Origin of the sequence: Pseudomonas sp. (assembly GCF_035554175.1) — a bacterium.
In the GTDB taxonomy this organism is placed as follows: domain Bacteria; phylum Pseudomonadota; class Gammaproteobacteria; order Pseudomonadales; family Pseudomonadaceae; genus Aquipseudomonas.
The window spans coordinates 56,715-82,380 of the sequence record NZ_DATMIV010000018.1 but is presented as its reverse complement, the minus strand read 5'-3'; the positions used below and the strand labels follow the sequence as shown (position 1 = coordinate 82,380).

19 protein-coding genes and 1 tRNA gene are annotated in these 25,666 nt (G+C 60.0%); 7 read left to right on the top strand and 13 right to left on the bottom strand.

Annotation, left to right across the window (positions count from 1 at the left end; all coding sequences use genetic code 11):
* Window positions 1-10 precede the first annotated feature (10 nt).
* The 5 genes from VNV36_RS07605 to VNV36_RS07585 all read left to right on the top strand — a co-directional run bounded on the left by VNV36_RS07605 (window position 11) and on the right by VNV36_RS07585 (window position 7,746).
* Window positions 11-307 (top strand): pyrroloquinoline quinone biosynthesis protein PqqE, encoded by a 297-nt coding sequence (locus VNV36_RS07605; RefSeq protein WP_325717229.1) that lies wholly within the window; start codon window positions 11-13, stop codon window positions 305-307.
* 275 nt (window positions 308-582) lie between these two features.
* Entirely contained in the window at window positions 583-2,388 is a 1,806-nt protein-coding gene (locus VNV36_RS07600) for a phenylacyl-CoA dehydrogenase (RefSeq protein WP_325717228.1), read from the top strand.
* A 191-nt stretch (window positions 2,389-2,579) separates the two neighbouring features.
* The gene (locus tag VNV36_RS07595) at window positions 2,580-3,869 is read left to right on the top strand and encodes a GGDEF domain-containing protein (RefSeq protein WP_041476719.1); all 1,290 of its coding nucleotides are present in this window, start codon (window positions 2,580-2,582) and stop codon (window positions 3,867-3,869) included.
* A 90-nt stretch (window positions 3,870-3,959) separates the two neighbouring features.
* The gene (locus VNV36_RS07590; protein ID WP_325717227.1) at window positions 3,960-5,756 is read left to right on the top strand and encodes an acyl-CoA dehydrogenase C-terminal domain-containing protein; all 1,797 of its coding nucleotides are present in this window, start codon (window positions 3,960-3,962) and stop codon (window positions 5,754-5,756) included.
* Window positions 5,757-5,967: 211 nt separating this feature from the next.
* Window positions 5,968-7,746, top strand: coding sequence for an acyl-CoA dehydrogenase C-terminal domain-containing protein (locus VNV36_RS07585; RefSeq protein WP_325717226.1), 1,779 nt, complete (start codon window positions 5,968-5,970; stop codon window positions 7,744-7,746).
* 227 nt (window positions 7,747-7,973) lie between these two features.
* Here VNV36_RS07585 and VNV36_RS07580 read toward each other — a convergent pair whose 3' ends face one another.
* Window positions 7,974-8,879 (bottom strand): LysR family transcriptional regulator, encoded by a 906-nt coding sequence (locus VNV36_RS07580; protein ID WP_325717225.1) that lies wholly within the window; start codon window positions 8,877-8,879, stop codon window positions 7,974-7,976.
* A gap of 169 nt (window positions 8,880-9,048) precedes the next feature.
* Between VNV36_RS07580 and VNV36_RS07575 the strand changes: the two genes are divergently transcribed.
* Both VNV36_RS07575 and VNV36_RS07570 read left to right on the top strand, forming a co-directional pair.
* The gene (locus VNV36_RS07575; protein ID WP_325717224.1) at window positions 9,049-10,332 is read left to right on the top strand and encodes an aspartate aminotransferase family protein; all 1,284 of its coding nucleotides are present in this window, start codon (window positions 9,049-9,051) and stop codon (window positions 10,330-10,332) included.
* Between the two features lie 189 nt (window positions 10,333-10,521).
* Window positions 10,522-10,680, top strand: a complete 159-nt coding sequence (locus tag VNV36_RS07570; RefSeq protein WP_003228885.1) for a YqaE/Pmp3 family membrane protein — start codon at window positions 10,522-10,524, stop codon at window positions 10,678-10,680.
* A 117-nt stretch (window positions 10,681-10,797) separates the two neighbouring features.
* Here VNV36_RS07570 and VNV36_RS07565 read toward each other — a convergent pair whose 3' ends face one another.
* From VNV36_RS07565 to VNV36_RS07510, 12 genes are all read right to left on the bottom strand, one after another.
* Entirely contained in the window at window positions 10,798-12,597 is a 1,800-nt protein-coding gene (locus VNV36_RS07565; protein WP_325717223.1) for an alpha/beta hydrolase family protein, read from the bottom strand.
* Window positions 12,563-13,702, bottom strand: coding sequence for a pyrroloquinoline quinone biosynthesis protein PqqE (pqqE, locus tag VNV36_RS07560; protein WP_325717352.1), 1,140 nt, complete (start codon window positions 13,700-13,702; stop codon window positions 12,563-12,565). The genes VNV36_RS07565 and pqqE overlap by 35 nt, the downstream gene beginning before the upstream one ends.
* A complete protein-coding gene (pqqD, locus tag VNV36_RS07555) occupies window positions 13,695-13,970 on the bottom strand; it encodes a pyrroloquinoline quinone biosynthesis peptide chaperone PqqD (RefSeq protein ID WP_325717222.1) in 276 nt (91 codons plus the stop codon). The genes pqqE and pqqD overlap by 8 nt, the downstream gene beginning before the upstream one ends.
* A complete protein-coding gene (pqqC, locus tag VNV36_RS07550) occupies window positions 13,967-14,719 on the bottom strand; it encodes a pyrroloquinoline-quinone synthase PqqC (protein ID WP_325717221.1) in 753 nt (250 codons plus the stop codon). The genes pqqD and pqqC overlap by 4 nt, the downstream gene beginning before the upstream one ends.
* Window positions 14,720-14,860: 141 nt before the next feature.
* Window positions 14,861-15,772, bottom strand: a complete 912-nt coding sequence (pqqB, locus tag VNV36_RS07545) for a pyrroloquinoline quinone biosynthesis protein PqqB (protein WP_325717220.1) — start codon at window positions 15,770-15,772, stop codon at window positions 14,861-14,863.
* An 81-nt stretch (window positions 15,773-15,853) separates the two neighbouring features.
* Entirely contained in the window at window positions 15,854-15,928 is a 75-nt protein-coding gene (pqqA, locus tag VNV36_RS07540) for a pyrroloquinoline quinone precursor peptide PqqA (RefSeq protein WP_003444522.1), read from the bottom strand.
* Window positions 15,929-16,084: 156 nt separating this feature from the next.
* Window positions 16,085-18,499 (bottom strand): pyrroloquinoline quinone biosynthesis protein PqqF, encoded by a 2,415-nt coding sequence (gene pqqF, locus VNV36_RS07535; protein ID WP_325717219.1) that lies wholly within the window; start codon window positions 18,497-18,499, stop codon window positions 16,085-16,087.
* 38 nt (window positions 18,500-18,537) lie between these two features.
* Entirely contained in the window at window positions 18,538-19,332 is a 795-nt protein-coding gene (locus tag VNV36_RS07530; RefSeq protein ID WP_325717218.1) for a carbon-nitrogen hydrolase family protein, read from the bottom strand.
* 12 nt (window positions 19,333-19,344) lie between these two features.
* A complete protein-coding gene (locus VNV36_RS07525) occupies window positions 19,345-21,027 on the bottom strand; it encodes a flavin monoamine oxidase family protein (RefSeq protein WP_325717217.1) in 1,683 nt (560 codons plus the stop codon).
* 215 nt (window positions 21,028-21,242) lie between these two features.
* Complete coding sequence (locus VNV36_RS07520) at window positions 21,243-21,704, bottom strand: Lrp/AsnC family transcriptional regulator (protein WP_325717216.1); 462 nt, start codon at window positions 21,702-21,704, stop codon at window positions 21,243-21,245.
* Between the two features lie 120 nt (window positions 21,705-21,824).
* Window positions 21,825-21,901: transfer RNA gene (locus VNV36_RS07515), tRNA-Ile, on the bottom strand.
* A 15-nt stretch (window positions 21,902-21,916) separates the two neighbouring features.
* Window positions 21,917-25,663: an EAL domain-containing protein gene (locus VNV36_RS07510; protein WP_325717215.1), complete on the bottom strand. Its 3,747-nt coding sequence runs from the start codon at window positions 25,661-25,663 to the stop codon at window positions 21,917-21,919.
* Window positions 25,664-25,666 lie beyond the last annotated feature (3 nt).

The following is a 25,666-nucleotide window of genomic DNA, read 5'->3' as shown; positions in this document are numbered from 1 at the left end:
GAGAGTGACTATGGAAATCTCCGGTAACACCGCTTTTTATGCGGGGCTGAGCTCGATTCAGTCCGGGCAGAACCGCCTCGATCAGGCCGCCAGCCAGATCGCCAACAACACCATAGAACGCTCGGTGACCAGCCAGTCGTCTGAAGTACAGGTCAATCGTCTGCGCGGTGTGGATCGCGCGCAGGAGTCGGATCTGGCGAGCAGTGTGGTTGAGCTGTCGCAAGGCAAATTCCAGGCAGAGCTGGGTGTGAAAGTGGCCAAGGCTTCCGACGAAGTGCTGGGTACGATCATCGACACTTTCGCCTGATTCAGATTGTTGAAAACATCGAAACGCCGCGCCCTGTCGCGGCGTTTTTCGTTTAAGTCCTTCTTGCTCAACTAATCTTTTCCAGAGTGCCCGTGGCTTGTGTGAAGTCGCGGCGATTGTTCGTGGCCGGCCTCTGAAAAAAACGATGACGAACGGCAAAAGATCGATGCTTGACAAGATTTCGGCGTAAACGTATGTTTCAAACAACTGTTTGACCGTCATAACAACTCAACACGGTCGTTCATTCCCGGTTACATCAGCAGAGGTTTATCGCTATGCCTGACTACAAGGCCCCCTTGCGTGATATTCGCTTCGTTCGTGACGAGCTGCTCGGCTACGAAGCGCACTATCAGAGCCTGCCAGCGTGCGCAGACGCCACGCCGGACATGGTTGACGCCATTCTCGAAGAAGGCGCCAAGTTCTGTGAGCAGGTACTGGCACCGCTGAACCGCGTGGGCGACCTGGAAGGCTGCACCTGGAGCGAGTCCGGCGTGAAAACCCCGACTGGCTTCAAAGAGGCGTACAAGCAATTCGTCGAAGGCGGCTGGCCGAGCCTGGCGCATGACGTCGAGCACGGCGGCCAAGGCCTGCCTGAGTCGCTGGGTCTGGCGGTCAGCGAAATGGTCGGCGAAGCCAACTGGTCGTGGGGCATGTACCCGGGCCTGTCGCACGGCGCGATGAACACTATCTCCGAGCACGGCACTCCTGAGCAGCAGGAAGCCTATCTGACCAAACTGGTTTCCGGCGAATGGACTGGCACCATGTGCCTGACCGAACCGCACTGCGGCACTGACCTGGGCATGCTGCGCACCAAGGCCGAACCTCAGGCCGACGGTTCCTACAAAGTTTCCGGCACCAAGATCTTCATCTCCGCCGGTGAACACGACATGGCCGATAACATCGTCCACATCGTACTGGCGCGCCTGCCGGATGCACCGGCCGGTACCAAAGGCATCTCGCTGTTCATCGTGCCGAAGTTCCTGCCCAACGCTGACGGCACCATCGGTGCTCGCAACGCGGTGAGCTGCGGTTCGCTGGAACACAAGATGGGCATCCACGGCAACGCCACTTGCGTGATGAACTTCGACGGTGCCACCGGTTACCTGATCGGCCCGGCGAACAAAGGCCTGAACTGCATGTTCACCTTTATGAATACCGCGCGCCTGGGCACCGCACTGCAAGGTCTGGCCCACGCCGAAATCGGTTTCCAGGGTGGTCTGAAATACGCTCGCGATCGCCTGCAAATGCGTTCGCTGACTGGCCCTAAAGCACCGGACAAAGCCGCTGACCCGATCATCGTGCACCCAGACGTACGCCGCATGCTGTTGACCATGAAGGCATTCGCCGAAGGCAACCGTGCGATGGTGTACTTCACCGCCAAGCAGGTCGACATCGTCAAGTACGGCGTCGACGAAGAAGAGAAGAAGAAAGCCGACGCACTGCTGGCCTTCATGACCCCGATCGCTAAAGCGTTCATGACCGAAGTCGGTTTCGAGGCCGCCAACCACGGCGTGCAGATCTACGGTGGTCACGGTTTCATCGCCGAGTGGGGCATGGAGCAGAACGTTCGCGACAGCCGCATTTCGATGCTGTACGAAGGCACCACCGGCATCCAGGCTCTCGACCTGCTCGGCCGTAAAGTGCTGATGACCCAAGGCGAGGCTCTGAAAGGCTTCACCAAGATCGTGCACAAGTTCTGCCAGAACAACGAAGGTAACGAAGCCGTTCAGGAGTTCGTTGCGCCACTGGCTGCACTGAACAAGGAGTGGGGCGAACTGACCATGAAGGTCGGTATGGCCGCCATGAAAGACCGCGAAGAAGTTGGCGCGGCTTCCGTGGACTACCTCATGTACTCCGGGTATGCCTGCCTGGCCTACTTCTGGGCCGACATGGCACGTGTGGCTGCGGAAAAACTGGCTGCCGGCGGCGGCGACGAGGCGTTCTACACTGCCAAGCTGCAGACCGCGCGCTTCTACTTCCAGCGCATTCTGCCGCGGACCCGTACACACGTGGCCACCATGCTCTCGGGCGCGAACAACCTGATGGACATGAAAGAAGAAGACTTCGCTCTGGGCTACTAAGCCTTACTGCAATCTCCTGAAAACCGCTGCTCCCGTTAGGGGACAGCGGTTTTTTTGTTGGCGAATCGCTCAGATAGCAGCGAATCCGGCCGTTACAGAGACAGCGTGTGATCTGCATCACATTGTGTGGGCTTGGCTGCACTTTGCAGGCACAATGCCATCTCTTTGATATGACGGGTCGGAGCTTACCCTTGCCGCGTTCTTCCGCTGTACGTTTCAGCCATTTCCTACCTTCACTGCTGTTGTTACTTGCGGGGTTGGCGGCTGCGTACGTCAAAGACCTCAGCGTGTTCTTCACGTCTCTGTTCAACGTCCTGCCGACCCTCGTGTTGCTGCTCGGCGGCGCGTATTGCGCGGTGTATCGGCGTCAACGCGAACTGTTTCTGATGCTCACGGTGTACATCGCCTACTTTCTGCTCGATACCCAGACCGACTTTTACCGCGACAATGGCAAGGTGCGCGAAGACGCTGCGGTGGTCTTTCATCTGGTCTGCCTGTTGTTGCCCCTGTTGTTCGGGCTGTTTGCCGCTTGGCAGGAGCGTACCCATCTGTTTCAGGACATGGTCGCGCGGTTCGCCGTGCTGTTGGCTTTCGGCAGCGTCGCGCTGGGGCTGGAACAAAGTTACCCACAGGCGTTACTGCTCTGGCTGTCGGAGATCCGCTGGCCGGCATTGCACGGCGCATGGATGAGCCTGATCCAGTTGTCCTATCCGGTGTTCATCTCGGCTTTCCTGCTGCTGGCCTGGCAATACTGGCGCAACCCGCGTCCGCTGCACGCGGCGCAACTGGTCGGGTTGCTCGGGGTGTTCTGGATGCTGCCAAAGACTTTCATCCTGCCGTTCACCCTGAACATCATGTGCAGCCAGGTGATGTTGATGATTGCGGCGGCCGTTGCGCATGAAGCCTACCAAATGGCGTTTCGCGACGAACTCACCGGTCTGCCGGGGCGTCGTGCACTTAACGAACGGATGCAGCGCCTGGGGCGCAACTATGTGCTGGCAATGAGCGACGTCGATCACTTCAAGAAATTCAACGACACCCACGGCCACGATGTCGGTGACCAGGTTCTGCGTCTGGTCGCCAGCAAACTGTCAAAAATCAGCGGCGGAGGTAGGGCATATCGTTACGGCGGTGAAGAATTCGCCCTGGTGTTTGCAGGCAAAACCCTTGAGGAATGCATGCCGCACCTGGAAGTGATCCGCGAGTCGATCGCCTCCTACAGCATTCAGTTGCGCAATCAGGAAAACCGCCCGCAGGATGACCAGCAAGGTCGCCAGCGCCGCAGCGGTTCCGGGGCCTCGGCCGTGTCGGTTACGGTCAGTATCGGCGTCGCCGAACGTGTCGAGCAGCGCACCCCGGAAGAAGTGCTCAAGTCCGCCGACCAGGCGTTATACAGCGCCAAAGGCGCCGGGCGTAATTGCGTCATGGCGTTCGGGCAGAACCGTCGTGGCGCGGTGCGCATGGACACCGCTGCGGGTTGAGTGATGACGGCGCATTCAGCGTCTGCAGGATGATTGTCGCAGGTGGTGGCCGGCAGTAGGTTGAAGAAATCTGCTGACGGAGAAGCCACCATGCCCGAGTACAAAGCTCCCCTGCGCGACATGCGCTTTCTGATCGATCACGTCTTCGATTTCCACACCAGCTACAGCAATCTTGGCGCGCATGACGCCAGCCCGGACATGATCGGCGCGATTCTCGAAGAAGGCGCCAGGTTCTGCGAGAACGTTCTGGCGCCGCTCAATCGCAGCGGCGACGAAGAGGGCTGCCATTTCGACAACGGCGTGGTAACAACACCTACAGGCTTCAAGCAGGCCTTCGCACAATACGTCGAGGCTGGCTGGCACGGACTGGCGGCTGATCCGGCTTACGGTGGTCAGGGTCTTCCGAGTTCGCTGGGGCTGGTGATCAGCGAAATGGTCGGCTCGAGCAACACGTCCTGGGGCATGTACCCCGGCCTGACCCACGGCGCGATGTCGGCGATCCACGCCCACGGCACCTCCGAACAGAAACACACCTACCTGAGCAAACTGACTGCTGGCCAGTGGACCGGCACCATGTGCCTGACCGAAGCCCACTGCGGCACCGATCTGGGCATCATCAAGACCCGCGCCGTACCCAAGGCCGATGGCAGTTACGCGATCACCGGCAGCAAGATTTTCATTTCCGCCGGCGAGCATGATCTGAGCGACAACATCATCCATCTGGTGCTGGCCAAACTGCCGGACGCGCCGGCCGGGACCAAGGGTATTTCCCTGTTTATCGTGCCGAAGTTCCTGCCCGATGCAGCAGGCGAAGCGGGTCAGCGCAATGGTGTTTCCTGCGGCTCGATCGAGCACAAGATGGGCATCAAGGCCTCGGCCACCTGCGTGCTGAATTTCGACGCGGCCACCGGCTACTTGATCGGCGAGCCGAACAAGGGCCTCAACTGCATGTTCACCATGATGAACCACGCGCGGCTCGGCACCGGCATGCAGGGGCTGTGTCTGGGCGAGGCGAGTTTTCAGGGCGCGATCAAATACGCCAATGACCGTCTGCAGATGCGCTCGCTGACCGGTGCCAAAGCCCCGGAGAAACCCGCTGACCCGATCATCGTCCATCCGGATGTGCGTCGGATGTTGCTGACCATGAAAGCCTTCAACGAAGGCAACCGCGCGCTGACTTATTTCACCGCGCAGATGCTCGATGTCGCGCACATGAGCAGCGACGCCCAGGCGCGTCAGGAGGCTGAAGACTTGTTGGCGTTCCTTACGCCGATCTGCAAGGCGTTCATGACCGACACCGGCCTGGAGGTGACCAACCACGGCATGCAGGTGTTTGGCGGCCACGGTTTTATTCGCGAGTGGGGTATGGAGCAGCTGGTGCGCGATTGCCGGATTGCGCCGATCTATGAGGGCACCAACGGCATTCAGGCGCTGGACCTGCTCGGGCGCAAGGTGCTGGGCAGTCAGGGCAAGTTGCTGCGCGGCTTTACCAAAATCGTGCATGAATTCTGCGCAGCGAACGCCGGACATCCGCAGTTGGGCAGCTTTGTAACGCAACTCGATACGCTCAATCGGCAGTGGGGCGATCTGACCATGAAGGTCGGCATGGCCGCCATGAAGAACCCGGACGAAGTCGGCGCGGCGTCGGTGGATTACCTGATGTACAGCGGTTACATCATCCTTGGCTATCTGTGGCTGCGCATGGCCTTGGTAGCCCAGGCTCAGTTGGAGGCCGGCGAGGGTGAGGCCGATTTCCTCAAGGGCAAACTGGCGACGTGCGAGTTTTACTTCAAGCGTCTGTTGCCACGGACTGCTGCGCATCAGGCGGCGATCGAGGCGGGGAGTGATTGCCTGATGACGTTGCCGGCGGAGTCGTTCGCCCTTTAGGTAATCAAAAGATCGCAGCCTTCGGCAGCTCCTACACCGGATTGCGTTTTATCTGTAGGAGCTACCGAAGGCTGCGATCTTTTTATGGTGACTAAAAATAACAAATCAGTCACTGGTTGACCCTATGTGTCGCAAAAGTTGTTGAGGTACACTCGGGATCAACGAAAACATCATTCCACGAACCACCTGTTTAGATCTTGCGAGGTTTGCCATGGCTGACTACAAAGCGCCGCTGCGCGATATGCGCTTCGTCCTCAATGAAGTGTTCGAAGTCGCCAAACTCTGGGCCGAGCTGCCGGCGCTGGCCGAGACCGTCGACGCCGAAACCGTTGAAGCGATTCTCGAAGAGGCCGGCAAGGTCACCAGCAAAAGCATCGCGCCGCTGAGCCGTGCCGCTGACGAGGAAGGTTGCCATTGGGCGGACGGTGCCGTCACCACGCCGGCGGGTTTCCCACAGGCTTATCAGACTTATGCTGAAGGCGGCTGGGTTGGCGTTGGTGGCGATCCGGCCTACGGCGGCATGGGCATGCCCAAAGCAGTGTCGGCGCAGGTCGAAGAAATGGTCAACTCCGCCAGCCTGGCTTTTGGTCTGTACCCGATGCTGACCGCCGGCGCCTGCCTGTCGATCAATGCCCACGCCAGCGAAGAACTGAAAGCCGCGTACCTGCCGAACATGTACGCCGGCATCTGGGCCGGTTCCATGTGCCTGACCGAGCCGCATGCTGGCACCGACCTGGGGATTATTCGCACCAAGGCTGAGCCTCAGGCCGACGGCTCCTACAAGGTCAGCGGCACCAAGATTTTCATCACCGGTGGCGAGCACGATCTGACCGAAAACATCATTCACCTGGTGCTGGCCAAATTGCCGGACGCCCCTGCGGGGCCGAAGGGCATTTCGTTGTTTCTGGTGCCGAAGTTCATGGTCAATGCCGACGGCAGCCTGGGCGCGCGCAACCCGGCCAACTGCGGCTCGATCGAACACAAGATGGGCATCCAGGCTTCCGCGACCTGTGTGATGAACTTCGACGAGGCGGTCGGCTATCTGGTCGGCGAGCCGAACAAGGGCCTGGCCGCGATGTTCACTATGATGAACTACGAGCGCCTGGGCGTGGGTATTCAGGGCCTGGCCACTGGTGAGCGCTCTTATCAGAACGCCGTCGAATACGCCCGCGACCGCCTGCAGAGCCGCTCGCCGACCGGTGCGCAGAACAAGGACAAGGTCGCTGACCCGATCATCGTCCACCCGGATGTGCGGCGCATGCTGCTGACCATGAAAGCCTCGAACGAAGGCGGCCGTGCGTTCTCCACCTATGTGGCGATGCAACTGGACACCGCCAAGTTCAGCGAAGACGCGTCTACCCGTAAACGCGCCGAGGATCTGGTGGCCTTGCTGACGCCGGTGGCGAAAGCTTTCCTGACCGATCTGGGCCTGGAAACCACCGTTCACGGCCAGCAGATCTTTGGCGGCCACGGTTACATCCGCGAGTGGGGCCAGGAGCAACTGGTGCGCGACGTGCGTATCACGCAGATCTACGAGGGCACCAACGGTATCCAGGCGCTGGACCTGGTCGGTCGCAAGATCGTTGGCAGCGGCGGCGCCTTCTACAAGCTGTTCGCCGATGAGATCCGTCATTTCACAGCGACCGCCAGTGCCGATCTGGGCGAGTTCACCAAGCCGCTGAACGACGCCCTCGACACCCTCGACGAGCTGACCGCGTGGCTGCTGGACCGGGCGAAAAACAATCCGAACGAAATCGGCGCGGCCTCGGTCGAATATCTGCAAGCGTTCGGCTACACGGCCTACGCCTATATGTGGGCGTTGATGGCCAAGGCCTCGCTAGGCAAGGAAGCGCAAGACGACTTCTACGCCAGCAAGTTGGGCACCGCACGCTTCTATTTCGCCCGTTTGCTGCCGCGTATCCACTCGCTGAGTGCGTCGGTCAAAGCTGGCAGCGAGTCCCTGTACCTGCTTGATGCCACGCAGTTTTGATCCTGTGCACGGCATGTAAGCTTTTGCTTACGTGACGTGCTGCTGTTCTCCCATAGGCGTACATTGGATCCACCGCTAATCTACATTCCATGGACGTCGCGCAGGAAGCGCAAGTAAACAACACGGACACGTAGGATTCTGCCAGGGTGGCGGAGTGAAATGGATGTCAGGGAAACAGTCTGCAAAGCCCCGCTTCGGCGGGGTTTTCTTTTGTCTGAAGAAAAGTTTCAGGCGAGCGGAGCCTTCACTTCGCGATCCATGACCTCTTCAAGCAATGTCCTCAGCAACGCCAACGACGCCTGCTGACGTTGCACATCACGGCACACCAGGCCGACTTTCAACGGCACCCTCGGTTCGCTCAGCGGTTTCCACAGTAGATCCTGATCGTCGTATTCTCTTTGCGAACGTCCCGGTAGCACCGTCGCCAGTCTGGTATGTGCCAGGCTGTCGAGGATCCCCAGCATATTGTTCAACTCTGCCTGCACCTGCGGGCGACGTCCGAGGCTGGCCAGTTGCGCCTGCCAGATCTGCCGGATCTGGAATTCTTCACCGAGGAGCAACATCGGCAGTTCAGCCGCCTGTCGCATCGAGACTTTCTTGAATTCGCGCAATGGGTGATCGGCCGGGATGACCAGCGTCAGCTCATCTTCATAGAGCATCACACCGTGCAGACCAGGTTGGCGCGGCGGCAGGTAGCTGATGCCGATATCCAGTGAACCGTTGAGCAGACGCCGCTCGATTTCCAGCCCGGTCAGCTCGTAGATCTGTACCACCAGATGCGGCTGCGCCTTGCGCACGCGTTCGAGCATCTGCGGCACCAGGCTGGTGTGCACCGTTTGCAGCACACCAATGGCCAAGGTGCGCAACGCCTGTCCCTTGAAATTACCCAATGCCTCGCGCGCCCGTTGCAACCCGTCGAGCAACGGCAACGCGTGGTTATACAACGTGTGCGCGGCGAGGGTTGGCAGCAGGCGCTTGCTGCTGCGTTCGAACAGGGTGACGTCGAGGTTCTGCTCAAGCTGACGAATCTGCTGCGACAACGCCGGTTGCGAGATCGACAAACGTTCTGCGGCGCGGCCGACATGACCTTCTTCGTAGACCGCGACGAAATAACGCAGTTGTTTGAAATCCATAAGTAACGCTTATTGAAAATGCTGGGAAATCGAAATGGCTCGAAGCCGCATGTGCGCCTAGTCTAACCGCATTCACAAGGCTTACAGGGCCAGAAAGCGCGATGAAGAACGAGTGCTTCGCCAGTGTTTACATAGGCAGTTCAAAACACCTCACGCGAGGTTTTTTTTCATGAATCTGTTCAGTTTGCGGCGCCAGACGCCGAGTCTTGATGACCTCACTTTCGAAGCGTTCCCATCCGCAGGAACCGATCCTTGCACTGCCGAACGCCTGATGACCTGCGTTGAACGGCCGCAGCAGGTATTCGTCCGCGGTCAGGGTTCCTGGCTGTGGGACAGCAACGATCGCGCGTACCTCGATTTTTCCCAGGCTGGCGGCGCCAACAGTCTCGGTCACAGCCCTTCGGCGTTGGTCAATGCGATTGCCAATCAGGCTCAGGCCCTGATCAATCCCGGTTTCAATCTGCACAATCGCGGCATGCTCAGTCTCGCCGAGCGCCTGTGTGACGCCACTGGCAGCGATCAGGCTTACCTGCTCAACAGTGGCAGCGAAGCCTGCGAGGCAGCGATCAAACTGGCGCGCAAATGGGGACAACTGCATCGTGGCGGCGCTGCGCGCATCATCGTAGCGAAGCAGGGCTGCCATGGCCGCAGCCTGGCGACGATGTCCGCGTCCGACAGCGGCAATCTGCACAACCGCTTCGCGCCGTTGCTGCCAGGATTCGACCTGGTGCCCTTCAACGACTTGCCGGCGCTGCACGCGGCGGTGGATGCGCAGACCGTCGCAATCCTGCTTGAGCCAATCCAGAGCGATGCGGGAGTTATTCCCGCGACCGAGCACTACCTAAAAGGCGTCGAGCGACTGTGCCGTGAGCTGGGCATTCTGCTGATCCTCGACGAAGTCCAGACCGGCATCGGTCGTTGCGGCACTTTGCTCGCCGAACAGTCCTGTGGTGTTCGCGCCGACGTTGTCGTGCTCGGTAAAGGCTTGGGCGGCGGCCTGCCGCTGGCGGCCTTGCTGGCGCGGGGCAAGGCGTGCTGTTTCGCCACTGGCGAACTGGGCGGCACGCATCACGGCAACGCGCTGATGACCACAGCCGGTCTGGTGGTGCTCGACAGCGTTCATGACCGCAGCTTTCTGCAGCAGGTCAACGACAACGGCCAGCATCTGCGCGAAGGTCTTGCACGACTGGCGCACCGCTACGGCCATGGCGAGGTGCGCGGCCAAGGTCTGTTCTACGGACTGGCGCTGTCCGAAGCATTTGCCGACGCCGTCGTCCAGGCAGCGTTGCATGAAGGCCTGATAATCAACACTGCGCAAGCCGACTGCCTGCGTTTTACTCCGGCCCTGACCGTCAGCATAAGCAACATCGAGGAAATGCTCCTGCGCCTGGGCCGCGCCTTCTCGCGAGTGCGCACCGCCCAATTGCAGTGCCGCAAGGGCATTGCCGTCTGAACTGCTTACCCACCGAATTCCAGAACCGTCTCGCGGTATAACGCACGCCCCACGCCTGATTCTTTTGGCGTGGGGCGTTTTTTTGTGGTGCTGGCGATCAAACAGCAAGCGTAATGAACCCTGATGAACGGCGCGGGTCGATTAGCTTGTATGGCTCAAGTGAGCCAACCCCCATTCAGGAGCTGCCCCATGGATTTCATTCGTATCATCATCGCTATTCTCTTGCCGCCACTGGGCGTGTTTCTGCAGGTCGGGTTTGGCGGGGCGTTCTGGTTGAACATTCTGCTGACGTTGTGCGGCTACATTCCCGGGATCGTGCATGCGGTGTATATCATCGCCAAGCGCTGAATTCGGTCGCGTCTCTTAGATAGCTTTCGCGAGCAAGCTCGCTCCCACACTGGATCTGTGTCGTGCACGAGTCCTCTGTGGGAGCGAGCTTGCTCGCGAATGGGACGACGCGGTATCTCAGTTCACCGACCCCATCACCCGCCGATAAAATTCCCACTCTTTCTCCAGCGCATGCGCCTGATTCGCCGCGCGGCGAAAGCCGTGGCGTTCGTCGGGGTAGTAGTGCGCTTCGACAGGGATGCCGTTGTGCTCCAGCGCCGCGACCATGTCACGGGTCTGTTGCGGCACGACCACCGCATCCAGTTCACCCTGAAAGAAAATCACCGGCACGCGGATGTTATCTGCGTGCAGCAAAGGGGTGCGGGCAGCGTAACGGTCGGCGTCCCGCTCGGGATCGCCGATCAGCCAGTCCAGATAATCGCCCTCGAACTTGTGCGTGGCCCGGGCCAGCGCGACCGGGTCGCTGACGCCGTAGAGGCTGGCGCCTGCGCGGAACACCTGCCTGAACGCCAGCGCACACAGCGTTGTGTAGCCACCGGCACTGCCGCCGCGAATGAATGCACGGTCGCCATCGATCAAGGCCTGTCCGGCGAGATAGCTGACCACCGCGCAGGCATCCTCGACATCCACCTCGCCCCAGCGCAGATGCAGGGCTTGCCGATATTCACGGCCATAGCCACTGCTGCCGCGATAGTTGAGGTCGGCGACAGCAAAGCCGCGCTGCGTCCAGTACTGGATGCGCGGGTCGAGCATCGGATAGCACGCCGACGTCGGGCCGCCGTGGATGAACACCACCAGCGGCGGTTTTGTTTCGCCGTTCATGGCCGGGTAGAAAAAACCGTGCGCCTCGCCGGAGCCGCTGGGATAGCGCAAGGTCTGCGGGCGGCTGATGCGTTCGGCAGGCAAGGGCGCCACTGCGCCGGCCAATACCTTTACTGTATGAGAGACGCGATCAATGGCAATCACTGCCGACGGGCTGACCGGCGAGGCGGCAATGCAATAGATGAACTGTTGATCCATCGCCAAATGGCGGAAGCGGCTGTAATCGCCGCTGAAATCTTCTTCGCCAAGGGCCAGGCGACCGAAACCGCCCTCGCTCCAGGTGGCTAGAAATCGATCACCGACGGGCAGCCAGGTACAGCCACCAAGCTGCCACGGTGCGGGCGCGTGATCAGCCTCGGCACTGCCCAGCGCTTGTAAACCTTCGGGCGTTTCACCCCACGGCTGCCAGTAGCCGCCGCGATCTGTCAGGCAATACAAACGACCCTTTGCGTCGAAGCGCGGCTGCTGGATCGACTCCTCCATCTGATCGCCGGCGACACAACGAGGCGCAGAAAAATCACCTTCAGCGACCATCAAACGAGTCGACGTCCACGGTTGATGCGGGCGGCTCCATTCGATCCACGCCAGACGTTGACCGTCCGGACTCAGCGTTGGCGCCGCGTAGAAATCCGCTCCTTGGGCCAACACCTGACGCGCGCCGTTCGCCAGCTCGATCGCCACCAGCCGATGCCGATCCTGCTGTTCTTCAACCGCCAATAGCCGGCCACCGGCGAATTGCAGATCGCCATAACGACAATCAGTGGAAGTCAGCGCTACCGGTTCACCATTGAGCGTCTGCCGATACAACTGCTGGTCCGCTTCGTTGACGAAAACCACCCCGTCAGGCGTCAGACAAAACGCACCACCGCCGTATTCGTACACGCGGCTGCGCACGCTGAAGCCATCTGGTGTCAGACGTTTCGCCCCGCCGTCGCGCCAATGCCAGATCCGGCATGCCGCGTCTTCCGGACGATATTCATTCCAGAACAAACCATTGGCGCCGAGTTGCAGTTCGGCAAAGTCGGTCCCGGCGGCAACGGCCTGGGCAGCGCTGAAAGGCTCAGCCCTTGGCGATGAGGCGTGAGTTTCGTTCATTACGGAAGGCCAATTGTTCGATGGTTTGAGTGGCGGTCTCGGCTTCTTCGCGGGCCTTGAGGATCACGCCATGATGTTCGGACTTGCTGCACACCGGGTCGGCGTTGCTCGCATCGCCGGTGAGCATGAAGGCCTGGCAGCGGCAGCCGCCGAAGTCTTTTTCTTTCTCGTCGCAAGAACGGCACGGTTCGGGCATCCAGTCGTAACCGCGAAAGCGGTTGAAGCCGAACGAGTCGTACCAGATGTGCTGCATGCTGTGGTCGCGCACGTTGGGGAACTGCACCGGCATCTGGCGGGCGCCGTGGCAGGGCAGGGCGGTGCCCTCCGGAGTGACCGTCAGGAAGATGCTGCCCCAGCCGTTCATGCAGGCTTTCGGGCGTTCTTCGTAATAATCCGGGGTGACGAAAATCAATTTGCACGGATGCCCTTCGGCTTCCAGTTTCGCCCGGTATTCGTTGGTGATGCGTTCGGCGCGCACCAGTTGCTCCCGGGTCGGCAGCAGGCCGACCCGATTGAGTTGCGCCCAGCCGTAGAACTGACAAGTGGCGAGTTCAACGAAGTCGGCTTCAAGGGCAATGCACAGCTCGATAATGCGGTCGATCTTGTCGATATTGTGCCGATGGGTGACGAAGTTCAGCACCATCGGGTAACCGTGGGCCTTCACGGCGCGGGCCATCTCCAGCTTTTGCGCAAAGGCCTTTTTCGAGCCGGCGAGCAGGTTGTTCACTTGCTCGTCGCTGGCCTGGAAGCTGATCTGGATGTGATCGAGCCCGGCCTTCTTGAAGTCGCTGATTTTCTGCTCGGTCAGGCCAATGCCGGAGGTGATCAGGTTGGTGTAGAAGCCCAACTGCCGCGCTTCATGAATCAGTTCGGCGAGATCCTGACGCACCAACGGTTCGCCACCGGAAAAGCCCAGTTGCGCCGCGCCCATCTCCCGCGCTTCGCGGAAAACTTTTATCCATTGTTCGGTTGTCAGTTCTTTGCCCTGCTTGGCGAAATCCAGCGGATTGGAGCAGTACGGGCATTGCAGCGGGCAGCGGTAAGTAAGCTCGGCGAGCAGCCACAGCGGCAGGCCGACCTCGGGCTTGGGCGGCAGATCAGGCAAGTTCGATCCAGTGTTGCTCACGGGCAACCTCCATGAATTGCTCGATGTCGTCACCGAGCTCGGGCACGCCGGGGAACTGCTCGTCGAGTTTGGCAACGATCGCCGCGACATCGCGTTGGCCATCAATCAAGCCGCCGATCAGCGCGGCCGTTTCGTTGAGCTTGATCATGCCTTCCGGGTACAGCAACACATGGCCCTTCTGCGCTGGTTCGTACTGGAAGCGGTAGCCCGTACGCCAGCTCGGGACTTTGCTGCGGTCGAAACTCATAAGGTGATTCCTTTATGCCAGACACGTTCTGCGGTCACGCTGTGATACGGCGGGCGGTTCAGTTCGTAAGCCATGCTCATGGCATCGAGCATGCTCCAAAGAATGTCCAGTTTGAACTGAAGAATTTCCAGCATGCGCTCTTGGCCTGCGCGGGTCTTGTAATGCTCGAGGGTGATCGCCAGTCCATGCTCGACATCACGCCGGGCCTGACCGAGGCGGGTGCGGAAGTATTCATAACCGGCCGGGTCGATCCATGGGTAATGCTGCGGCCAGCTGTCGAGGCGCGACTGGTGGATCTGCGGCGCGAACAGTTCGGTCAGCGAGCTGCTGGCGGCCTCCTGCCAACTGGCCCGGCGGGCGAAGTTGACGTAGGCATCGACGGCGAAACGTACGCCCGGCAGCACCAGTTCCTGGGAGCGCAATTGATCCGGGTCGAGGCCGACCGCTTGACCGAGACGCAGCCAGGCCTCGATGCCGCCGTCTTCACCGGGGGCGCCGTCGTGGTCGAGCAGGCGCTGAATCCACTCGCGGCGGATTTCCCGATCCGGGCAATTGGCGAGGATCGCTGCGTCTTTCAGGGGGATGTTCACCTGATAGTAGAAGCGGTTGGCGACCCAGCCCTGAATCTGCTCGCGGGTCGCGCGCCCCTCGTACATCGCCACGTGATAAGGGTGGTAGATGTGGTAATAGGCGCCTTTGGCGCGCAGGGCCGCTTCGAATTCGGCGGGGGACAGCGGGGTGTCGGTCATTGCGGTTCTCCGGGGAACAACCGTTGAAATCCTGGGTGTCTGTGCCGGCTTCTTCGCGAGCAGGCTCGCTCCCACAGGTTGATTGCATTCCAATGTAGAAGTGAGCCTGCTCGCGATAGACCGCGCAGTGGTCTCGAATGCTTAAAGCACAATACTCATGCCATCAAACGCCACTTCAACATTACGCCGCGCCAGTTCAGCGCGTTCCGGCGAATCTTCGTCAAGAATCGGGTTGGTATTGTTGATGTGGATAAGCACCTTGCGCTGCTCGGGCAATTGCTCCAGCACTTCGAGCATGCCGCCGGCGCCGTTTTGCGCCAGATGGCCCATCTCGCGGCCGGTGCGGGTGCCGACGCCACGGCGCTGCATTTCATCGTCGTCCCACAGTGTGCCGTCGACCAACAGGCAATCACTGCCCGACATGATTTCCAGCAGCGGCGCATCGACCTTGCCCAGCCCCGGCGCATAGAACAGTTTGCCGCCAGTGTTCAGGTCTTCAACGATCAAGCCGATGTTGTCGCCCGGATGTGGGTCGAAACGGTGCGGCGAATACGGCGGCGCGGCGCTGCGCAAGGGCAGCGGTGTGAAGCGCAGGTTCGGACAAGCCGCTACGGTGAAGCTCTGGTCGAGTTCGATGCGGTGCCAGTCCAGCCCGCCATTCCAATGCGCGAGCATTTTGAACAATGGAAAACCGGTGCTCAGGTCTTCGTGAACCATGTCCGTGCACCAGACCTGATGCGGGCAGCCTTCGCGCAGGCTGAGCAGGCCGGTGGTATGGTCGATCTGGCTGTCCATCAGGATGATCGCACTGATCCCGGTGTCGCGCAGGGCCCGGCCCGGTTGCATCGGGGCGAAGCCTTGCAATTGCGCGCGGATATCCGGCGAGGCGTTGCACAGCACCCAGTTCACACCGTCATCGGAAATGGCGATGGACGATTGGGTGCGGGCCCTGGCATTCAGGCTGCCGTCGCGAAAGCCTGCGCAGTTGACGCAGTTGCAGTTCCACTGCGGAAAACCGCCACCGGCGGCTGAACCCAGAATCTGGACGAACATGAACGCTCCATCATTTCAACGCGGAAAATAAAACGCCTCGGCGAGCCGAGGCGTTGCACTGCAATTCTACCTAAGCAGAACTCAGCGGCTGGCGAAGTACATGGTGACTTCGAAGCCGATACGCAGGTCGGTGTAAGCAGGTTTGGTCCAGGCCATGAGGTGTCTCCTTCTGTGGGTTGGGATAGCGCTATCCATAGGTATAGTCCACGGCAGCGCGGTGATGTTCCAATTAGTTAGGCGGCTATGTTACTCAAAATTTCAGCGGGATGACCCGTGAATCTTTGAGAAAGCTCCTTGCAGCCTCAGTAATGATCAGTTTGCCGCTTGCCATGGCGCGCCCGGCAGCGGTTCATTGGCCAGGCCGTGGTAGCCGCCATCCGCATCGATCAGCCGCTGCGCGGCGGCAAGCAACACAGGGCGATCGAGTTGGTTGATTGCCGCAACCAGCTGCGCGTGATATTCCGACGAATGGCCGGCCAGTTTACCCTGCCACAGGAGCTCGGCAGCGTCTCTGTTGGACAGCGTAGCGAGGTCGAATTGATCGACGAGGATCTGGCGCTGTCGCTTCAAGCTCGCGTCATCAAGCTTTTCGATGACGCCCGGGATTTCTTTGAGGAATTGTTGGATATGTTCGAGTAACGCCTGCGCTGAGGTCGTTGGCGATTGCACACCGAACACAATCGACGCTTTTCCATGCAACTGACGAAACGCGCTGAACACTGCGTAACCCAATTGCAGTTCAACGCGCAGGCGCTGATAGAACGGTGTCTGACACAGCTGCGCGAGCAAGCGCCAAGCGGCTTCATCGGCGACTTCGCGGTTGGCGGTCGGGCAGATGAGCAGCAAGGCATGTTCGCTGGAGGCCGTGGCAATTTCGCACCATCGATATCGGCCGTCGCTGGTCGGCGTCACCGGTAGCTGGTTGTCTGGTGTACCGGGAATACGGCTGAGCGCCATGCCCATGGCGGATTGCGTCTGCTGGTTGAGACCCAGGGCGAGGCCATCCCAGCGTGAAGTTGTCCACAGCCTCTGGGCGTCACCGCTGGCTGCAATGGCAGGCAGGCATTGCTCTGGCAGCGCTTCGAGCAGTTGGCGGATCGGCATTGACTGTGTCTGCACCTCGCCGCGTGCAGATTTGGCGTCCATCGTCGTCAGACTTTTCAACGCATGCTCGAGGACTTTTGGCATGGGCTCTTGTAAACCGATCAGTTTCAGCAGCCATTGGTTACCCGCAGTACTGAAAGACACATCGACTCCTGCCTCGGATGCGTCTTGCCGGGTTTGGCGCAGACTGCGCTGCAATCCCGAACGCAAATCCTCACTGGCTGCCGCCTCGACCTGCCAGCGCAGATAAATCGTGCCTTCAGCGCTGTTGTCCGGCAGCGTCTGACTGAAATGCATCGGCGACCGCTCGCGGCGGCTGCGCGAGCGGTCTTGGGCAAACGTGCGCAAGCCACGATGGGCGCTGGTCTGGCCGCGAATCAGCCCGGCGTTGGCCGGCGGCTCACTGGCCCGCAGGAAAGGATTGGCGGCGGGCAGGTGCCAATGATCGCTGAAGTTATCCACAACACCGATTTCGCGGAGGATGTGTTCAAGGGCTGCGGCGCCCGATTCGGACAGGCCGAACGCTTGCTGTTGGACGTCGAGGCGCGCCAACTGCAACGCACCGCTGACTTGTTCCCGGCGGTGCAGCACAGCGGCGTATTCCTCGCGCAGCGGCGTCCAGCCCTGTTGGGCGAAGAAGCTCAGCCAGTCGCGCAGTTGTGCGTCAATGACATCTAATCGGTCGCCAGCGGCACTGAATTGAAGGTGAAGCAGTACTTGCCCGGCGAACTGATAAAGCGGTGTGGCCTTCAAATCGTCGACCAGTTTTTGCTGCTGCAAATGCGCGAGCAGTCCACCGGGTTTGGCACTGTTGAGCCAATGGCACAGAAAATCCATCGCCTCTGTGGATGATCCAGGCAAGGCGTCAAAAGCTAACAGCAGACTGCTGTGCTGCGCGTTGACCTGTTGATAACTTTTCACTGCCAGCGGCGGCGGTGTGGCCTGTTCAACTTTATCCCCGACCGGCATTCCAGCTGCGAACTGCAGCGCCAGCATGCGCAGTTCATCGATACTCTGCGGCCCGACCAGACTCAGGATCATTTGTCCGGTGTGGTAAAACCGCTGATGAAAAGCCTTGAGCTCCGACTGAAACGCTGGCGACTCGATCTGCAAACTGTCGCGATTGCCCGCATGAAAACCGCGCAACGGGTGCTCCGCGGGTAAACCTTCATACAACGCAAATTGCTGCTGGGCTGTCGGATCCTGCGACCACGCGACAAATTCCGCCTGCAATACTTCCCGTTCACGCCGTTGATCGGCCAGATTCATACGCGGCCCGGCGAGCATGTCTGACAGACGCTCAAGCCCTGCGCTGAACGACGTCACGGGCAGCTCGAAGAAAAAATCCGTGGTGCGTTCGCGGGTGCTGGCATTCACCTGCCCGCCGTGACGTTGCACGTAGGCCATCAGCGCTTCGTTTGTGGGAAAACGCTCGGTGCCGAGAAACAGTAAGTGCTCAAGAAAATGCGCCAGCCCCGGCCATGCCAACGGCGCGTCATGACTGCCGGCCGCCACGCGCAATACGGCAGCACTGCGCTTGAGGCCGGGCATGTGGCGCAGGGTAACGCGCAAGCCGTTGGCCAGGGTTTCAGTGTGGGGGCGGGGATGCGTCGGCGCGGGCATGGGCATTTCCAGAACAGTGAAGTGCCCATGCTAGCGGATTAGCGACGGTTGAGCGCGCCGTAAAGCTCTGGGCGGCGATCGCTGAGGTAGCGATTGGCGGCGCGCGAATCGTTCATCAGTTGGCGATCCAGTTCGCCGACGATCAACGCTTCGTCCAGACCTGCCTGGGCGATACGACTGCCGTCAGGGGCGGCGAGGCTGCTTTGCCCGCAGTACTGAATATCGCCCTCGTGTCCGCAGTAATTGGCGTAAGCCACATAGCACTGGTTTTCGAAAGCGCGGGCGCGCACGGTGACATCGGCGACGAAGTCGAACGGAATCATGTTCGCCGTTGGCACCACGATCAGCTCGGCGCCAGCCAAGGCGAGGCGACGAGCGTTTTCCGGGAACTCCAGGTCATAGCAGATCAGGAAACCGAGCTTCCAGCCGTTCAGTTCAACCACGGGCAACTCCGTGTCGCCGGGGCTGAACATCGACCGGTCGAGGTCGCCGAACAGATGCGATTTGCGGTAATTGCACAGGCGCTCGCCCTGCGCGTCGATCAGTTGCACCGCGTTGTAGATCTGCCCGTCAGCGGTGCGATCGGGGTAACCGTAAACGATCGCCAGACCGGCAGCCTTGGCGATCCGGCCGATCTGCTGGCCCCATTCGCCGTTGTAGACTTCGGCCAGGGTGCTGACCGCGTCGGCGCCGATGTTGTAGCCGGTCATGAACATCTCCGGCAGCACCAGCAGATCGGCGCCTTTGGCCTCCATCGCCACCTGGTGCAGGCGATGCAGGTTGGCGGCGGGGTCCAGTGGCAGCGGTGGACATTGGTAAACGGCTACGCGCATCGGGGAATCCTCTTACTCGGGCAGGGCGATAGGGCCGATGTCTTTGAACACATCACCCGGGCCGGGGTTCGCTTTATGTGTCGACCCGCCAAAGTGTTTCATGATTCCCCACACTGCGTTGAGCGACGTTTGCACCGCGCCTTCGACCCACGCTGGTGTCCACGACACATCGTCGCCAGCGATGAAAATCCCCCGTTGCTCAGCCGGCATATCGTCCTGCATGAAGTGCGCGTACATGCGCTGGTTGTAGCGGTAATGGCCGGGCAGAGCGCCTTTGAAGGCACCGAGGAAATACGGATCGGCCTCCCACGACACAGTGATCGGATCGCCGATGATCCGCGCGGCGATGTCGACTTTCGGGTAGATCTTTTTCAGCGCGTTCAACGCCAGCTCAACACGTTTTTCTACCGGATGCGGAAGCATCTTCAACGCGTCGCTCATCCACGAGTACGACAGGCAGATCACCCCTGGCTTATCGTCGCCGTTATCGAACAGGTAGGTGCCGCGGGTCAGGCGATCGGTGAGAGTCATGCTCATCAGATCACGGCCGGTTTCCGGATCCTTGTCCTTCCAGAACGGCCGGTCGACCATCACAAAGGTCTTCGACGATTGCATATAGCGTGTGCGGTCGAGGGCCATCCACATCTTCTGCGAGAACAGGGTTTCGTCGCATTCGATCTGGGTGGTCAGCAGCCAGCTTTGGCAAGTGGTGAGAACCGCAGCGTATTCGCGGGTATCCCCATTGTTGTCGGTGACGGCGAAGCGGCCTCCCGGCGCGTGGGCAATTTTCTTCACGCCCGAACGCGGCGCGCCCCGGTGCAGGGATTTCAGGCTGGTGCCAGCAGGCCAGTGCGCGCAGCGCTCCGGGACATGGCGCCAGATGCCTTGCGGTACCTGCTCGACGCCGCCGACCACCAGGTGCTGGTGGTCGTCGCAGTTGGTCATCACGACGCGGAAGATTTCCAGCATCGAATTGGGGAAGTCCGAATCCCAGCCGCCGGTGCCGAAACCGACCTGACCGAACACTTCACGGTGCTGGAACGACAATTTGGCGAAGGCTTTCGAGGTCGCAACGAAGTCGTAAAAGGTTCGGTCGTCCCACAGCGGTACCAGCTTGTTCCACAGCTCTTTGAGGCGTGGCACATCGCGTTCGCGGATGGCTTGCTGGATATCGGAGAACTGCGAACCGGCTTCCAGCGCATCCGCCCAGGCGTCGGCCACTTCCTGAAACAATGCAGGCAGATCCTTGAGGCTTTCTGCGTAATAGGTTTCGCCTTCCAGGTCGATCACGGTGCTACCGGACGCGCCCGTCAACGGGTTTGGAAAAGGCTTGGTCTCGAGACCGAGTTTGTCAACGTAGTGATAGAACGCCGTGGAGGACACCGGGAAGCGCATGCCGCCCAGTTCAGCGACGATGGCGTCCGTGCCATTGAAGGCCTGCGAGCGCAGACGGCCGCCGAGTTTCGACGCTTCGTACACCACCGGCTTCAGGCCGAGTTTCATCAATTCGTACGCAGCCACCAGGCCGGCAATGCCAGCGCCGACAATCGCCACTTCAGCGCCATGATTGTGCTCGGGAATGCTGCCCAGACCGGCGGGATGCTCGATCCAGTCGTCAAACGCGAACGGAAAGTCCGGACCGAAAATGGTGATGGGTTTCTTGCCGTCTGCAGGATGGCGATTGTTCTTGTTCATGGCTGACCTTACTGGCGACCCGGCGCGAGATACGCGTCCGAGTATAGGAAAAGATGCCAGCCATTCTAGGGAGCGTGGAGCGCGGTAATAAGACGCAATGTGTCGTCGTTTTGCTTGATTGTTGCGCAGAATGACGATTACTGGCTGCACACTGACTGAAATGTGGGAGCGAGCCTGCTCGCGAAGAGGTTCAGCAAAAATGCGCCGGCCAATGCTCAGACCGGCTGCCCCCGATCAATCTTGCTACTCAAGATAATCGAAGTCGTGGTCTTCTCCACCCCATCGACGCTGCCAATCTGATCCAGCAACTGATCGAGTTGCTCCAGCGAATCCGTGCGCAACCACGCCACATAATCAAACTCGCCACTCACCGCACACAGCTGCTGCACCTGCGCCATCGCACTCAAGCGGCGCAGCACGTCCTTGCCGGAACGCGGTTGCACCTTGATCCCGACATACGCTTGCAAACCGCCATCAACCACACGCTGACCCAGACGCACACCGTAACCGGTGATCACTTTGGCCTTTTCCAGCCGGGCCAGACGCGAAGTGACAGTCGTACGCGCAATGCCCAGTTGCCGGGCGAGCATGGCCACGCTTTCGCGGGCGTTGATCTGCAGGGCGGCGATCAATTGGCGGTCGATTTCGTCGAGGATGGGGGGGCGGGTGTCTGGCAAGGGCGGCTCCATTGGCGCGGGTCGTTGATCAGGGCATGTTACAGGCGATGAAGATCGCCTAGACTGAAAAACATCAAACCATCACCCAAGAAAAAGCCGCGCAATGCGCGGCTTTCAAGATGGTGGGCCCACACGGACTCGAACCGTGGACCAAAGGATTATGAGTCCTCTGCTCTAACCAACTGAGCTATAGGCCCTCAGTAGGCCGCGGATTATAGCGACGGTTTCGCGGCTGTGCTATCCGAAAAATCCGATACGGTTACACGAAGAAACGTCGCGGCGAATTCGTCGGGTGGTAGTGGCAGGCTGACGATGTAGCCCTGGATCTGTTCGCAACCTTCGGCGGCGAGAAATTGTTGTTGTGCCTGGGTTTCCACGCCTTCGGCGATTACGGTGAATTGCATGCTGCGGCCGAGCGCGATGATGGCGCGCACGATCGCCGCGTCGTGCGGGTCGTCGGGCAGTCCGCGGACGAACGACTGGTCGATCTTGAGGATGTCCAGCGGCAGGCGCTTGAGGTAGCTGAGCGAGGAGTAGCCGGTGCCGAAGTCGTCGATTGCCAGTTGTACACCGAGGTTTTTGAGCTGGTGCAGTACCGCCAGCGCCTCTTCGGCCTGACTCATGATGAAATTCTCGGTAATTTCCAGTTGCAGTAAATCCGGTCTGAGGCGGTTGTCGTTGAGCAGTTGTTCGATGCGCACCAGCAGATTCGGCTGACGCAGTTGCGCGCCAGCGAGATTCACTGACAACGGGCCGAGCGGTTGGTAGATCTGGTTCCACTCGAACATTTGCCGGCTGGCAGTCTCCAGAACCCAGTCGCCGATCTGCAGGATCATGCCGTTCTCTTCCGCCAGCGGAATGAAATGCTCCGGCGGTACTTCGCCGAAGGTGGGGTGGCGCCAGCGAATCAGTGCTTCGGCGCCGACAAGGGTGTGGTCGACGAGGCTGATCTTCGGCTGATAGTAAAGAAACAGCTCTTCCCGCTCGATCGCGCGTCGCAGTTCATGCTCCAGCGCAATGCGTTCACTGGCTTGGGCAGTGAGGTCGCGGGTGTAGCTTTCGACACGGTTGCGCCCCTTGGCTTTGGAACGGTACATCGCCGCGTCGGCGTTTTTCACCAGCGTGGCGACATCGCAGCCATCGCGCGGGTAAAGGCTGGTGCCGATGCTGGCGCTGATAAAGAATTCGTGTTCGCCGGCCTGGAACGGCGCGCTGAAACAGTGGAGCAGCTTCGTGGCGATGTTGTCCGCGTCGCTGGCCTGCTGCAGCCCGGGCAGCAGGATAATGAATTCGTCTCCGCCCAACCGCGCGACGGTGTCAATGTCGCGCAGTTGTTCCTTCAAACGTACGGCGATCCCTTTTAGCAACAGATCGCCGACCGGGTGACCGAGACTGTCGTTGATGTGCTTGAAGCGGTCGAGGTCGAGAAACAGCACCGCGCCCTGGCTGCCATTTTCCTGCTGACCGGTCAGGGCCATTTGCAGGCGACTTTCGAACAGTGTGCGGTTGGGCAGGCCAGTGAGCGGATCATGGTGTGCTTGATAGTCGAGCTTGGCCTGAGCATGTTTGAGACTGGAAATGTCGGCGAACACGGCGACGAAGTGAGTGATGAACTTATCGCGGTTGCGCACCGCGCTGATGGTCAGCCAGCTCGGATACAACTCGCCATTCTTGCGTCGATTGGATATCTCGCCCTGCCAGTGACCTTCATCGGTCAACTGGTGCCACATCGCCGCGTAGAACGCGCTGTCATGCAGCCCGGAAGCCAGCAGACGCGGGGTGTGGCCCAGCGCTTCGCTTTCGCTGTAGCCGGTAATTTCGGTGAAAGCACGATTGACCGCGCTGATGTGTTGTTGGGTGTCGGTGATCAGCACGCCTTCGGCAGTGCTTTCGAAAACGGTCGCCGCCTGTTGCAGTTTTTCCTGCATCAGATGGCGCTCGGTGATGTCGCGGGCGATGGTCAGCATGCAGGCTTCGTCGCCGATCGGCAGTGGACGGCTGGAGACTTCGCATAGACGAATCTGCCCGTCGCTTCGACGTATGTGGCAGGTAAAGTCGCGGACATAACCGTCGCGGTGCAGGAGGTCGAGCATCTGTTTACGTTCGTTCAGGTTGACCCAGATACCCAGATCCAGCGTCGAACGATCTACCGACATCGCGCTGTTGAATCCGGTAATGCGACTGAAACCTTCATTGACCTCCATCAGCAGGCCGTCGCTCTGGCGCGACAGGAGCAAGCCGTCCGGCGACGCATGGAAAGCCTTGGCAAACTTCTCTTCGGAGGTTTGCAGTTGCTGTTGGGTCTCCTTGAGCTGGCTGATGTCGCGTACCACAACTACCAGCGCCGGGGTGGTATCGAGATCGAAGGGCTCGGCGGAAATCAGCCCGGTGAACACCTGGCCGTTGTTGCGGCGAAAGGGCATCTCCAGGTTGCGGATGCTGCCGGCCTGCAAGCGCTGCAACAGACCCGGTCCAACCCCGGGAATGCCCCAAATGTTGAGGTGGGTGGCGGTTTGTCCGATCACGTCCTCAGCTTTGAGGCCGATCTGTTCTTCAAAGGCCTCATTGACCTCCAACAGGCAGCCGTCGGAGGTGCGCGCGATCACCAGAATGTCCGGGCATTGCTCGAACACCGAGGCGAACTTCTGCTCGGACAAGCGCAGCGCCTCTTCGGTGCGCTTGATTTCGCTGATGTCGATCATCAGTCCGCGCATCACCGGCTCATGGCCATGCTCGATCAGGCTGACAATGTCGCGTACCCACAGGCAGCGGCCGTCGGCGGTGATGACACGATAATCGACGATGTGATCGCGGCCCTGACGCAGTGCTTCCCTGCAGTAGTTCTGCGTGCGGGTCAGGTCGGCGGGGTGAATGATGTTGTGCCAGAAGCCAGGAATCAGCCAATGGGACTGAGGATAACCGAGCAAATCTTCGGCGTGGGGTGACACATAGCTATAGGTGAAGTCGCTCATCCGCGCTTCCCAAGCAATGGCCGACAGGCTTTCCACCAGGCCGCGATAGTGATATTCGCTGCTGCGCAGTTCCTGTTCGAGGTTGATGCGCCGGGTGATTTCCGAGCTCAGCCGCCGGTTGATACGAATGACCACGGCAAGCACTGTCATCAATAGCAGCAGACCGGGCAAGCCGTATATCAGCAAATCCGACCAGAACGTGCGGTGATCGAGCACGTTGCCGACCCAGTGTTCCTGAATGCTGCTGATTTCCGCCGGCGTCATGTCGGCCAGAACTTTGTCGAGAATGCCCACCAGCGCCTTGTTGTCGCGAGGCACAGCCATCGCCAGTTGATAGCGATATGGGGTTTCGCCGCTGACGTAGAGGCCGTCGAGCTTGAGCTGGCGCAGGCTCCAGATGCTGGAAGCGAGGTCGCCGACCACGGCGTCCACTTCATCGATGGCCAATGCCTGCAGCGCCGAACTGACGTTGGGCATGGCGACCAGATTCAGATCGGGATGATGAGTACGCAGCAGTTCGTGGGGGGCGTAGTTTTCCACCACGGCAATTTTCAGACCGTACAGGTCGTCGAGTTTGCGCGGCTGGGCGCCGCCGACATGGGCGAGGATCACGATTGGAAAATCGAGGTAGGGGCGCGTGAACGACAGGTAGTTCTGGCGTTCCGGCGTAGACATGATCCCCGGCAGCAAATCGATTTTGCCCTTTTTCACCTGCTCCAGCACCACCGTCCAGCTTACTGGCTCGATGGGTGTCAGCTTGATCGCCAGACGCTGACGGATCACGTCGATGTAGTCGGCGGCCAGGCCCTGATAACGGTTCTGATCGTCACGAAACTCAAAGGGCGGCCACGACGCATCGACCCCCAGGCGTAAATCGGGGTGAGCCGCCAGCCAGCTGCGTTCTTCATCGGTCAGAGTCAGCGCGTCAGCCGTGGCGGTGCAGATCATCAATGACAGCAGGAAAAGCACGGGCGCCAGTCTGGGCATAAC

Coding starts and splice junctions, on each gene's coding strand:
- pqqD (WP_325717222.1), bottom strand. CDS start 13,970: ATGAGTTTCGACCGCAGCAAAGTCCCGAGCTGGCGTACGGGCTACCGC.
- VNV36_RS07605 (WP_325717229.1), top strand. CDS start 11: ATGGAAATCTCCGGTAACACCGCTTTTTATGCGGGGCTGAGCTCGATT.
- VNV36_RS07580 (WP_325717225.1), bottom strand. CDS start 8,879: ATGGATTTCAAACAACTGCGTTATTTCGTCGCGGTCTACGAAGAAGGT.
- pqqF (WP_325717219.1), bottom strand. CDS start 18,499: ATGCCCGCGCCGACGCATCCCCGCCCCCACACTGAAACCCTGGCCAAC.
- VNV36_RS07570 (WP_003228885.1), top strand. CDS start 10,522: ATGGATTTCATTCGTATCATCATCGCTATTCTCTTGCCGCCACTGGGC.
- VNV36_RS07565 (WP_325717223.1), bottom strand. CDS start 12,597: ATGAACGAAACTCACGCCTCATCGCCAAGGGCTGAGCCTTTCAGCGCT.
- VNV36_RS07600 (WP_325717228.1), top strand. CDS start 583: ATGCCTGACTACAAGGCCCCCTTGCGTGATATTCGCTTCGTTCGTGAC.
- VNV36_RS07510 (WP_325717215.1), bottom strand. CDS start 25,663: ATGCCCAGACTGGCGCCCGTGCTTTTCCTGCTGTCATTGATGATCTGC.
- VNV36_RS07590 (WP_325717227.1), top strand. CDS start 3,960: ATGCCCGAGTACAAAGCTCCCCTGCGCGACATGCGCTTTCTGATCGAT.
- VNV36_RS07585 (WP_325717226.1), top strand. CDS start 5,968: ATGGCTGACTACAAAGCGCCGCTGCGCGATATGCGCTTCGTCCTCAAT.
- pqqB (WP_325717220.1), bottom strand. CDS start 15,772: ATGTTCGTCCAGATTCTGGGTTCAGCCGCCGGTGGCGGTTTTCCGCAG.
- VNV36_RS07530 (WP_325717218.1), bottom strand. CDS start 19,332: ATGCGCGTAGCCGTTTACCAATGTCCACCGCTGCCACTGGACCCCGCC.
- VNV36_RS07575 (WP_325717224.1), top strand. CDS start 9,049: ATGAATCTGTTCAGTTTGCGGCGCCAGACGCCGAGTCTTGATGACCTC.
- VNV36_RS07525 (WP_325717217.1), bottom strand. CDS start 21,027: ATGAACAAGAACAATCGCCATCCTGCAGACGGCAAGAAACCCATCACC.
- pqqC (WP_325717221.1), bottom strand. CDS start 14,719: ATGACCGACACCCCGCTGTCCCCCGCCGAATTCGAAGCGGCCCTGCGC.